The 12,002-nt window shown below is 51.2% G+C and carries 11 protein-coding genes; 2 read left to right on the forward strand and 9 right to left on the reverse strand.

What is annotated here, in order from left to right:
- Positions 1 to 125 precede the first annotated feature (125 nt).
- The 7 genes from ASE07_RS20490 to ASE07_RS20520 form a co-directional block, all read right to left on the reverse strand.
- Positions 126 to 782, reverse strand: coding sequence for a hypothetical protein (locus tag ASE07_RS20490; protein ID WP_057292686.1), 657 nt, complete (start codon positions 780 to 782; stop codon positions 126 to 128).
- A gap of 276 nt (positions 783 to 1,058) precedes the next feature.
- On the reverse strand, positions 1,059 to 1,808 hold the full coding sequence (locus ASE07_RS20495) for a hypothetical protein (protein ID WP_057292687.1): 750 nt from the start codon (positions 1,806 to 1,808) through the stop codon (positions 1,059 to 1,061).
- Between the two features lie 28 nt (positions 1,809 to 1,836).
- The gene (locus ASE07_RS20500; protein WP_082584339.1) at positions 1,837 to 3,123 is read right to left on the reverse strand and encodes a PAAR domain-containing protein; all 1,287 of its coding nucleotides are present in this window, start codon (positions 3,121 to 3,123) and stop codon (positions 1,837 to 1,839) included.
- A complete protein-coding gene (locus ASE07_RS20505; RefSeq protein ID WP_057292689.1) occupies positions 3,120 to 4,019 on the reverse strand; it encodes a DcrB-related protein in 900 nt (299 codons plus the stop codon). Before ASE07_RS20505 ends, ASE07_RS20500 begins: the two co-directional genes overlap by 4 nt.
- Before the next feature lie 344 nt (positions 4,020 to 4,363).
- On the reverse strand, positions 4,364 to 4,810 hold the full coding sequence (locus tag ASE07_RS20510; protein WP_235548550.1) for a lysozyme inhibitor LprI family protein: 447 nt from the start codon (positions 4,808 to 4,810) through the stop codon (positions 4,364 to 4,366).
- An 8-nt stretch (positions 4,811 to 4,818) separates the two neighbouring features.
- The gene (locus ASE07_RS20515; RefSeq protein WP_327196066.1) at positions 4,819 to 5,424 is read right to left on the reverse strand and encodes a hypothetical protein; all 606 of its coding nucleotides are present in this window, start codon (positions 5,422 to 5,424) and stop codon (positions 4,819 to 4,821) included.
- Positions 5,425 to 5,492: 68 nt separating this feature from the next.
- Positions 5,493 to 7,688 carry a type VI secretion system Vgr family protein gene (locus tag ASE07_RS20520; protein ID WP_156396837.1) on the reverse strand — a complete coding sequence of 732 codons (2,196 nt, stop codon included), beginning with the start codon at positions 7,686 to 7,688 and terminating at the stop codon, positions 5,493 to 5,495.
- Positions 7,689 to 8,273: 585 nt separating this feature from the next.
- On the opposite strand from ASE07_RS20520, the gene ASE07_RS20525 reads away from it, so the two are divergent.
- Positions 8,274 to 8,513: a DUF1488 family protein gene (locus tag ASE07_RS20525; protein ID WP_057292693.1), complete on the forward strand. Its 240-nt coding sequence runs from the start codon at positions 8,274 to 8,276 to the stop codon at positions 8,511 to 8,513.
- Positions 8,514 to 8,515: 2 nt separating this feature from the next.
- Here ASE07_RS20525 and ASE07_RS20530 read toward each other — a convergent pair whose 3' ends face one another.
- Positions 8,516 to 9,058 carry a hypothetical protein gene (locus tag ASE07_RS20530; protein ID WP_057292694.1) on the reverse strand — a complete coding sequence of 181 codons (543 nt, stop codon included), beginning with the start codon at positions 9,056 to 9,058 and terminating at the stop codon, positions 8,516 to 8,518.
- 108 nt (positions 9,059 to 9,166) lie between these two features.
- Here ASE07_RS20530 and ASE07_RS20535 point away from each other — a divergent pair, with 108 nt between their 5' ends.
- On the forward strand, positions 9,167 to 9,526 hold the full coding sequence (locus ASE07_RS20535) for a transcriptional regulator (protein ID WP_057292695.1): 360 nt from the start codon (positions 9,167 to 9,169) through the stop codon (positions 9,524 to 9,526).
- 34 nt (positions 9,527 to 9,560) lie between these two features.
- Here ASE07_RS20535 and ASE07_RS20540 read toward each other — a convergent pair whose 3' ends face one another.
- Positions 9,561 to 11,861: a DUF4214 domain-containing protein gene (locus tag ASE07_RS20540; RefSeq protein ID WP_057292696.1), complete on the reverse strand. Its 2,301-nt coding sequence runs from the start codon at positions 11,859 to 11,861 to the stop codon at positions 9,561 to 9,563.
- Between the last annotated feature and the right edge of the window lie 141 nt (positions 11,862 to 12,002).

Here is a 12,002-nt window from a genome sequence, read left to right on the forward strand (position 1 = left end):
CCACCTTGAATTCTTCTGTGTACCGTTTGCCGCTCATAACACCTCCCTTTAGCCAAATTGTAAGGCTCGGAAGTGTCTATGAAACCAGGGGCGATTCAATATCTTGGTTTAACTGCCGACAAACTTTACTGATTTTCGGAGGAGCTTAGATTCAATCGGATCTTTGACAATAGGGTCTGAAACCATGCCCAGTTCTTTTCATTTTTTGTCCAGTCCAGTTCAGTACTACTTTCAATCTGCTTCGTTATCCAATGTTCGCGGTCGTTTATCATTTCGGCTAATAGTGCCAACATCGATCTGATAGAGCTCTGGTTCGTCTGGCCCCTTAGCCTTTGGGCAGAATATTCTGCATACTCATCTGGCTCCGAATAATTTACGCTTCCTTTCAACGTACGACGCAGATAATAGGCGTTAAACTCATCCTGCAGGATTTCTTCGGCTGAGCCTTTTGTTTTGCGTTGGCACATCCAAACAACTTCGGTATTGCCAATTTGTGGGAGCGTTTGACCAGACGCCAGCCGCACATGCTCGGTAGGCAGCGTTGTGCATATCCATATACCACTATTCGTAACGATGCGTCCCGATCGTGCAACAGCATAATTCTTTTCAACCTCGATTGAGATATCTTCTAAAAAGTCACGAATATCTTTGTCATTGTCGCTTGGTTCGGGGTCAGCTATCAGGCTGCTCAAATCAATTTTCAAATCTGACAATGCAACAATCCGCTCCAAATACCAATGCGCAGGTATTTTATGGATCCAAGGATGGACCAAGCCGCTCATCACCCTTCCAACTTCATTCTTTCTTAGGCCATTCCATCGAGCGGGGTATAACATTGCATTCAACGGCCCACGAAAGTTATCTAGGAATTCCATATTAATTAGTTGGCCTGTCCGCGACGATGCCGAGAGCATATGGCGGATGCGAACGCTTATGCAAGGAAGTTCATACTAAAGGCTCTTACTGATGGCAGGAACGGCCGCTCACCTTCCACTTAATTCAATACTTCAATCCGAGATACTTTTCGAACCGGTGTACTGATCAACGACGTTCCTAGCTCACACCTTGTTCGACCGTACTCTCTCCGCAATACCTCGAAGGACCTTAGAAAGCCACTCAAAGTTTTCGGAGTTTGAGGTCCATTGCATGCCGGTCGAAGCATCGATCTCTTTTAACAAACTGTGACCAGAGTTTCCTGCTAATTCAACAAGAATGTCCGCAGCTACAACCTCATCACCCTCTTGAAAATATTCCATTAGCCGCTTCGCTGAAGCTTCGGCATATTTTTCTGGATCTTTATGCTTAGGAGCACCGGCGGCGATTTCGCGCGTATAAAAATTTTGGAATTCGTTTTTTATCAGTTCCTCTGGCAATCGCTTGGACATGGGCTCAACATATACCCATATAACGGCATTGCCACCGGCATCAGGAAGAAGCTCGCCTTTTTCAAGGATAAGGGTATTGTTTAGCGAATCATATTGCGACCATTTCCCGGAAGTGCTTGCCGTTCCTCCGGAACGCCGATAGTTAGGGTATCGGCTTTCTATTTCAGCCGCCAGCACCTCCAAGAAATCACGAATTTCGTGATCATTATGTCCCACTGTGGTTGGAACGATCTCTTCAAATGAATCGTTTAACTTGAGAAGATGAAGGATTTGGTCCAAATACGTTGCCGGAGATTGAAATGGAAGTTTGGGGGAAATCAGAGTGTCGAATACCCGCCTAACTCCATTCTTCATTGGGTGGCTAAATTGTGCGGCGTACGTTAAAGACAGCAGAACTGCCTTGTCTGGATTTGAGATGCTCATCTAAATAGAATCAGGTTAATTTATAGAATCAATTTGAACGAAAATCTGGAAAAACATATTCCATCATTACGCCGTTTTCTTTTAACGCCCCCATCGCCTGAGCCGTAAAATCCAAGCCAGGTTTATAATGGCCGCTCTGGTCGGAAATTGCAGTTATCACTCCCTCGGTCGCTTCTATTTCCCCTGCGGCAGCGACAGGCTTGCCTGCCAAAAAACTTGAATGATGAAATTCACCGATTTCCGGAAACTTCTCAACGTAGAAAGCTCCGTGTTCGTCCATAACAAAAATGGCCCTTCCACCATCGGCGTCCCCTGTATCAAATAGGTTGCCATCAGAATCATAGGCTTTACCATCCTTAAATGTTATATGACGCTTCATTTTCTCAGCTGATGTCAAGTACTTTACCTGCTGTCCAGGCCATACTGCATTTCCTGGAATTTCTTCGGATAAATATTTATTGTCCATTCCCGTCGTCTTGTATCGGGCTGCCAATCCCGCATCTTTCGACGTTTTTAAAGATACTTTAATATTTCCACCGCTCATACCCAAGGTGCCAGGCGACACCTGCACATCAATCCGCCTTGCAATGTCCCAGGTTTTGGGAGCGCCTTTTGCTCCCACAATGCCGCCTAAAAACGACCCGGCAAGCATGGACCATTTCTGTCCATCCGAACCATCACCAAATGCTTTTCCGCCCAGGATTTCTCCGGCCTTGCCGCCTACCACGCCACCAATCAGACCTCCAATCGCAATGACCGGGCCCGCAAGGGCAATCGCACTTGCTCCGCCAACGATAAATAACGCTGCGTGAACCCAACCGGGTACAAGATTCTCCGGACCGACCGGGTCGGTTTGGTAGGTGCCTCCACCGATAAACACATTTGACGACCCACTTGTAATTACAGCGTCGCATGCAATCCGATCGTCTACCCGTGCGGCATGGAGTCCGTTGATAAAAACTGTCGCGCTTCCCGTTGCGATCGGCGGATGTGGCGTGGAATGCTTAAGGCAATTTACCAAGTCGACATGTGCACGGGCCGCCTTGATGCCATTGGTGAATACGTTTGACGAACATGCGCCAATGATGAATCCGCATATTTCCTTGGGTGCCCAGCTCATGGTGCTGAGTAGCTCCCCGAGGCCGGCACCTCCGGCGGCTGTAGCACCGATGATCGCGGCTGCCGCCAGCCCACCGGTTCCCGCGATTGCCACACCCAGCAGTGCAATTCCTGCACCTATCAGCAGACCGCGTAGCAACCAACTCATGCTTGGGCTATGTCCGATAGGGTCGCCCAGCCTTGCAGCTTGGGTCATCCCGCTGTACTTTCTTGCAGTGTTATCGGAGAACTCCCTCGCGAACGCTCAAGATATGTACGAATCGCAGCAATTCCGTTCATAGGTGGAGTGCCACGTACACCTTGTACGTGATCCAGATAACGGTGGAGTGTGTCCACATCATGAGTCGCTCTGGGGCGCAACAGATAGCGGCCTGCTGTGCGCCAGATTTTCCCGGTATTCGGTTCAATAAATTCAGGATGCAGTGCATCGCCTGCAGCATCAAAAAATTTCCACAAGCCGTCCTCGACTTCAATGGCACTAATCGACTTGCATGCTTCATCGTCTGTGTGAAAGACATGCAGGATGCGGTCTCGCAAACGGAGAGAAAATACACATGACGGCTCAACGTTTACGGACGCCGGCGACGGTGTTTCTCCAGAAATTGACATCTCTTCCGAAGTACCTTCAAGGGTATTCTCAATGATCGATGCGGGGCGTCGTAACTGAACGCTGTCCAGCAGATCATCGAAAACCTTGCTCCAATGATCGCTGAACGGCTTGGGGCACGTGGCGGCGATCATGATGGCTTGCCTGATTTCGGCACTTACGCTAACGACCAGTGTAATGACCTGCCGCTGGTGCATGGCAATACCGCCATTGTTCCATTTGTACGTCAGTTCAATTGCTGGCGCGTCCGCAAAGCCTCGTTCAAAGGTTTGCAGGAGTTCAAATGCGGGAAGCGATTCGCTCAGTTCATTAATTAGTCGTTGAGTGAAGTGCTCAAGGGTTTCGAACGACTCCACATCGGCCCGGGTTACCACAACATTGAACTCGTTTGGCCCATCGTCGGCGGTGACGAACATATGGACAGTCTTGTCTTTTAGTTCGGTTGGAAGTTTAAATGAAGCTTCGTTGATGTGGTGTTCGGTCATATAGCGGTTATTTTTCTTTGGGAGATTCAGATGCGGTTTTGCTTTGCCAAAGTCCCTGGTTTTTGTATTACTTTTCTTCTAAGATGCGCACGCCATCGAATGAATGCCGACTGACGCAGCAGCGATACGCTATTGAAAGCTCAGTAGAAACTTGACACACTCAACCCCCATCCCGGCCTTCCCCCTGCCAGGGGGAAGGAGTCCTGTCCCCTTCTCCGGGCAGGAGCGCCCGGCAAGTTTCAGTAGGAAGCGGCACTTGGCTTGTTTTATTGTTTGTCGCGCGACTTTCGGGATTCGATGTTCTGCGTTTTCCGCACAGGGGAAGGCACTAGGTTCCGCTCAAATCATCTGGGTGATAAAAGACTCTCAAACTCATTAGCACGTCGTACAGTCATATCGAGATGACACCCGTCGATAATAAGAGGCCCCAACGTGGCATTCTCGTCAGGTGCCCCAGCCCAAGCACAATCTTTATTACGATATTGAATCCAGGCACGCTGTGCCTCGCGCAGGCTTTTTAAAACGTTAGGTACTAGCGACGCAGAATATTTTTGATAAACGCGGTTCAGGCGAACGTCTTGCCGCTCAAGTTCATTGTGGATGCAAGCTCGCATATCAACCGTTACCCCACCTGACTTGTCCATACATGAGTCATATTCTTTGGAAAATTTTAGATCGGCCTCAGTACACTCATTGGCGTTGGCCTGAGTCCCCGCTGTTGCCATGAATAGGGCCGCCAGCAGAAGAGCAACGCGTCGTCGCTCGATATGTGATTGAAACTGCTTAACCATGTTCACTATTAATCTCCATTCAACGCTTTTAGCGCGTCCATGCGTTCTTTCCTGTACCTAGCTATCTCTCTATTTTTCCGAACCGGAGACATATTCTTGAGCCCGGCTACATAGTTCGATCGACTTCTATAGATTGCATTGATGAGAGCGTGGTCAAATTGTGGGTCTGATGCTTTCAGGCTTACCGACCTTACTCCGGCAGCAATAATGTGTTGCGCACCGCCATGCTGAACGGCTGTCGACCACACCACATCCTTGACTGCATTTGAATGTTCGGAAAGCTCTAGGCCAGTTCGCTTTTTTACTGCTGCAATAACGGGTGCATAATGCGTTCGCTGAATAAATTGATGCTGCGCGTCGTCGAATTCGATCGGCGAACGAGCTGCAATCTCTTTCCACTTCTTTGTGAACTGGCCTCCAGCGACTGTGGGATCAAGCCCTTTAAATTCATACGCCCATTTAGCACCTTCGCCGGCTAAAAACTTGGCTACGGATCCTTTTCGCGACGCTAACTGATAGCTACCATAAGACACTCCTCCCTCGTCCTCCTTACCACTTGAAACCGTACCAGGCCCACGACCACTCGTTTCATATTTGCTCGACAGTTTGCCAATTCGGTATCCGCTGCTTTTTACGAACGGCTTCTCTGCTTCAAAATTCGGGACCGATGGCTTCTTTGCGCTTAACTGGGCACTTTTTTTTTGCTTCCGCTTGAAGCCGCATTCACAGCGCTTCCCTGTGTGCTGCTACTTGCAGGTTGAGAAGGCGTTGCCGAATTCGTATTCAAATCAATCCGCGCAGACCCGATCACATCCACATGCACGCCTTCGATCGTGATCTTTCCGCTCGCGTCCATATGAATTTTGCTTGCACCGACTTCCAGCGTAATTCCGGTCGCTGCTTTGAGATGAATGAACTCAGTCTGCGATTCCAGTTCGACTTTTTTCTTGACCGTCGTGACGTGAAAGCCGTTGGTGACGGTGTTTGTCTGGTTCGGTCCGTTGACTACCGTTGTCTGGGTGTTCTGGACAGTGGTCACCATATCCTTTTGCGAATGGATGTTGACGAGTTCCTGTCCTTTTTTGTCATGGATGACTATTTCGCAGTAACCTCCACCGCCGGGTGTTGACCTGCTTTTGAAGCCCATGACGTGCGCGGCGCCGGGCAAGGTGTAGGGCAAAGGCTGATTTTCGTTATACAGACGCCCGGTGCAGATGGGCCGGTCAGGATCGCCTTCGAGATAATCGATAATCACTTCCTGACCGACACGCGGAATAGCGACTGTCCCCCAACCCTGTCCAGCCCATGGCTGCGACACGCGAATCCAGCACGAGCTGGCGTCGTCATTACGTCCGTACCGGTCCCAGTGGAACTGGACCTTGATACGCCCATATTTGTCGGTGTGAATTTCGGTTCCCCTGGGACCGACGACCGTTGCTGTTTGCGGGCCGGGCATGGCAGGTTTGGTGTGCTGATGCCGGGGCCGGAACGGGATCTTGCGACGGATGCAGGTAAAGCTGTTGCTGTACACCGCCGCGCCGCTGCGGTGAAAATAGTTATTACACGCGGTGTAACTTACCGATAAAACGAGGAAATCCGAAGCCGTTTCATCAAGGGGATCAAACAGTTCCTGTTCGGTAAGGATGAACGTACGACCCGGCTCAAGCGACCTGCAGTCCGACGCTCCCTTGAATACCTTGGCTTGCCACTCCAGGACCTCCAGCCTCTGCTTTGCCTGCCGCATGCCGTCGCCGACATCCTTGTAACCAAACGCCGGAGTGCCATCGTAGACCTCCAGCATGGGAACGTCGCCTTGAATGGCATCGGTCGGCAATTCGACGTATTGCGGCGATAACGGCGCCTTGTAATTGAAGGTATTAAGGGCGACCTTGGATGGCTGCAGTGTGCGTAGCGCCGCGATGTGCGTGACGGCGTCCTCGTCATGCGTACGGTTGCCGGCGTTAAACTTTACGTTTGCATGGCGGTCGTGCGGTGTGCAGCAAGTGTTGTCGGACGACTTATCCCCGATCATCATCTTGTGCCCGGACGGTCCGTGCTCAAAGAAGTAGAACAGCCCGTTTTTTTCGAGAAGGCGACATACAAAGTTCTGATCGCTCTCGTGATACTGAACGATGTAGCTTTCAGGTTTGTATTCTTCCTGTATGCGGAATTCGAAATCAGCGAGGCCCGGGTAATCTTCACTAAAAACTGTTTTCAGAACATCGATAACACTTTTGTTCTGGAAGATGCGGGAGTTAATACGGCGCTTCAGAAACGCAAGCCAAGGCAGGATCTCGGCTTTGTAGAAAGCGAATCCGCCATCTGCCGAGGCAAATGCAAAACTGTTGATGTAACCGTTAATGTAATGCTCGCTGCCGTCGGCTTGCTGAATTCCGACGCTGACGTTCTTGCCCATCAGGTTTTTGAGTTCAAGCCCGGCATCTTTGGATAGCAAGGTGAGCTCGAAGCTGAACAGTTCGGACAAGCCTGCATGGCCTTGCAAGTCTTCAATGTACAGCGCGATGTTTGCCGGCAGCGCCGAGTAGAAGCGCAACAGCCGGGTTTCATCAGAAAACTCTTGAGACAACGCCTGCGCTACAGCGGCTGAATCATCGCCGGGCTCGTCATCACCGCTACCGCGGACCTTGGCCGCTTCCGGAACAAACGATGGGGTTTTTACAGCGAAATCATTAATTGCGCTGCCGGTGAGCGGATGATCGGCGATCACATGGGATGGGGCCGAATTGGCAGATTTTTTACCAAATTCTTTGGCGGCGGACGCCGCTGTTTGCAGCAACTTCGCCGCGCCCAGCGCTTTGGCAACGTTTTTATTGAACTGTCCAACGGTCGACAAACCCGCCGTCAGAGCGTTCTGCATTTGCCCTGACTGCAAGGCCTGTACGGATTTTGTCAGTGAAGCGACAGGTTGTAGAAGTTTGTCGGCGACGGGAGAAACCAAAGGATCCGGTTCCGGAGAACCGGCTTTGTTTTCAGAATCAAACGACTTGAATGACACGAAATTCCCCTAACGATAGCGACTTATTGAATCTTGCTTTGTCGCTTGGCGGTCATTAAGAGCTCTCATACCGATAAATGGATTTCCGCGCCAAATAATTGCAACAAAAACAATGTTGGCACAACAATAACATACTTCGCGGAAAAAGCTGTGAATTTGATAACTTTTTATATGCGTTGGGAACCGGCTTTTTTACGAACGGGGATCGCGCCGTAGTATGGAAAATCTGATAAGACCGTACAGGCGCCGTCATTCCGCACATCCCATATTTACGGGATATCGAAACTTCGGCGTACCGCTATAAAATATAGATCGTATTTACTGAATGTCGCCAGCCATGCCAGCTGTGACAAAGTGCGCGGTATCAGCAGATTTTCTGCTCGCCGCGCTTCGTCAAATTACACGGCAGGCCCTATAAGAGTTACAGCCAACGACAGAGAGACACAAATGAGTGAGCACGATCCGACGCGAGGCCTTTGGTTCTCGTTTCACGTGAACGAGGAAGAATTCATTGCATTCGTTTCAGCCGAAGCGCTAAAAAATTGCTTCAACGCCAGCGGTGAAGGAGAGCGTCATCTGCTTCGCGCATACACCGAAAATCAGTCGAGGATTGACGCTATTGCAAGGCAACGCTTTATGACTGGTGCTCCAAGACCAATCAGGTTGTCCATAAGCGATTTTCTGTGAACTCACCTGGCTGTTGGCACAAAAGACAAAACGCCTTTGATCGTGTAGAGCACGGCCAGAGTGCCAAGAAAGTCACCGAGCATCATCACGAAAATGCCTGACCCCACCGGGTCGCCATGCAGAAACAACCAGGTGTGATGCAGCAACGGATTGGCGAGCGAGTACACGACACTCAGCAGCAATAAGCGCGTCGGACTCAGGTTGGCCAATGACGGTTGCAAGCCGTATTGATACTGCGCCATTTTGTAGACCAGATAAGGTGCAAGCGCTGAGGCAATGCTGCCCGCGACAGAGCGTACCGGGTCGTCCGGAAAAAAATAAAGTACGCAGGTAAGCCAGGAAGCGATCAGAATGCCGATTGCGCCTGCGCCACCAAAAAGCAAGGTGCACAGCAAGCGCATTCCTGCCGGCAGATAAATCCAGTTGATCCCCGGTATGAATGAGAAGTAGCGACTGTTGAACAGCCATTCATTAGCGACAAACATCGCAAGAAAAAGAAGGGCCGAACCGACGACCATGGACGCGTGAAGCAAAAACAGAGGCATCGGGAAACAGGTGTATTACAATAAACTTATTTGACAATCAGACAACATACGACGTTCGACCACATATTGCCGCATGTCTTCGCCTTGGAACACTAACACGGTTTGACGATGAAAAGATCGACTCGCCCCGCTGATATTTACCTTCGCTTCCTGCAACTTGCCGAAGCGATTCGTGGCTTGCCGTCGCTGCCGCCTCTTGATCCGCTTGAGGAACGCATCCTTTCCTTCATCGCCCGCGCCAGCAAGGACAACATGCGTTTATCCGTAAGAGACATGATGGGCAACGACGAGTTCGGGTCGCCCGCCACGGTCCATAGCCGGCTTAAATCCATGCGCGAAAAAGGCTGGATCATGCTATCGGATACCGAAGACACCCGACGCAAGCAAATTGAGCTGACGCAGGCAGCATTGCTGCATTTCGACAAGTTATCGAAATGCCTGGTGCAGGCGGCGAGCGGAAGCCGATAGGTCCATACGTTTCCGGTAAGGCTCGGTGCCTCACCTATACATTGTTTTGCACGCCAATCAGCCGAATCGCTTCGCTTGTATCGGTTGGTGTAATGGCAGCTGCGATTGCCATTCCCTGCACGATGGACTCATCCGGGGTGTTGTATACCAGCCCCGATGAAATCGCGAAGGTTTTCCCTACCGCGATCCGGTTATCAAGAAGATCAGCGACATAGCCATAGGCCGCATCACCCTTAAAGGTATGCGCGGACGACAGGATCGCGCTGACAAGCGATGCATGGGTCTCGGTGCCGTCCGCCAAAGCGCCGGTCCAATACTGCAAACCATCGGCGTCCACACTGCTTCTGCCAAGAACATTTTTATAAATAACTTTGACGAACGCCTCATCGGTCATATTCGGCGCATAGCCGGTCAGGTCCGCATACTGGATGGCCGCAGAATAAAAACTATCGCCAATCTGCGCAATCGACTGCCCTTCCTTCAGCTTGCCGATCCAGTGCGCCATGCCGTCAGCGTCGGGGACGCGGTTGATATAGGCGATGTATAACTCGACAAGCGAATCGAGTGCAGCAGTGCTTACTGATTTGGCGAGATCGCCGACTGTCAGGTTGACCGACTTGTCCGCGAATTGTAGCCGTTCGATGTTGGTCAGGGTATCGGTTACGCCCGGCACGGTTGTACCAGCATAGCTTGTCACCGAAACGGTATTGCTGTTTCCACGTGCAACCTGGTACGACGCGATCTTGCCGGCGTAGACCGCCGTATCCGTTCCGAGACCGCCATCAATGCGTGCGGAAAGCGCCGCGTTGGTATCGTAAAACGTATCGGCACCGGCCCAGCTGCGCATCAGCATACTGCCGTTGCGATCCTGCACCGTCACGTTCTGCGTAAAGTCCGTTGTGACGTTATAGTGCAGCGGCACATTCACGAATATATATTTCGTCGCCCACTGCCCGGGCGATGCCCAGTAGCCGGCCTGCAATTCAGCGACATAGTTCAACGTGCCGTCACCCAGCTGGTAAGCGACGAACTTTGGCATGCCTGCCGACTGAACATCGTTGGCAGTGCCATTACCAAGATAAAAGTTCTGGCTTCCGTCAGCGTTAATCTGCAGCGGCTTCAAATACTGAATCACCTGGTTGCCAAGATCCGCAAACTCGTTATGCAACGCGGCATACAAACGTCCCGTGCCATCATTGAGCAATAAATAATTCGGTGCCCGCGCCGCATCGTAGCGTATCGTTCCATCAACAAAATGACCGGGTGCAAGTCCGGCCATCAGATAGCTATTGATGCCACTATGATCGAGGTCGATGACTTGCGGTTGATAGTCCAGCTCCTGGCTGTTCTGATTGATCACGGATGCCAGCTGATCGGTCTTGTCGACAAACTTTCCATCGCCCTGGTTCTGAATCATTTGCAGCACAGAGGGATAGTCATGCGCGGTATTCCACATCGACTCCTCGGCCAACAGGTCAACTTTGCCGTCGTGATTGAAGTCGTCTGTAAACAGCCGATAGCTGTGCGTGATACCCGTGCCGTAGATCGATGTGGCGTTCGGATATTTCAGCGACAGATAGGGTGTGATGGTGGCCAGCGGTGTGGTCGAAGTCACGTCACCGTTGGCAAATGAATAGATCTTGATCTTGGCGTTGTCGCCGGGCGTGTTGCTATAGACGTCGCCCATTGCCACAGCCTGTCCGCCATTGATACCAAAATTTCCCCAGGTGATGCTCTGATACGAAATCGTCGAAAGATTTGCGGGAATCGTTTCTTTCAGCGCCCCGTTTTGAAACGTGTAGATCGGGTTCCGGTCACCGGGAGTAAACGTGGCGGTGAAAACCGTTGGCGTGTTGTTGACAACGGCCAGCTGCGCATCGTGCGCCATCACGCTGTCGCTCAACTGGGTTCTGTCGAACGAGCCCTTCGCGTTGGCGAGATACAGCGTACTCGGCTCCGCATGGAAAGGGCTTTCGTTATGCGCCGGCAGAAAGAAATCCGTTCTGCCATCGCCGTTGAAGTCGGCGACCGCGACGGAGTTGGCGCCGCTGGTGACATCGGACGCCAGATACTGCGAGGTGGCCAATGTCAGCGTGCCGTCAGCCTGCGGCGCGAGTACGGCAATATGTATCTTCTCCGGCGAGGACAGTCCCGCCTGGTCGCCAAACCCGCCTGTCCATCCCCATCCGGAGACGATCATTCCGGCTCCACCTGCAAACGCCAGGTGACCATAGGTGGTTTGGGCAAGTCCTCCAGTGTTTGTGTTGGGGACGAGATTGCTTGTGTCGACAGGAACCCAGACTCCAGCGAGGGACAGGGCAGGCTTTGCATTCATCGGTCAGAAATCCAGGGCGGGAGTGGCGGTAATGCATTAATAGTTATAGCAATACGTCTACCCGGATTATCGCCGTCTAGTTTCTATAATGCAATTGTCTGCACCACTAAATAAAAGATTTTGCATACAGCCTTCACACAC

It is taken from the genome of Noviherbaspirillum sp. Root189 (genome assembly GCF_001428545.1).
GTDB lineage: Bacteria > Pseudomonadota > Gammaproteobacteria > Burkholderiales > Burkholderiaceae_D > Noviherbaspirillum.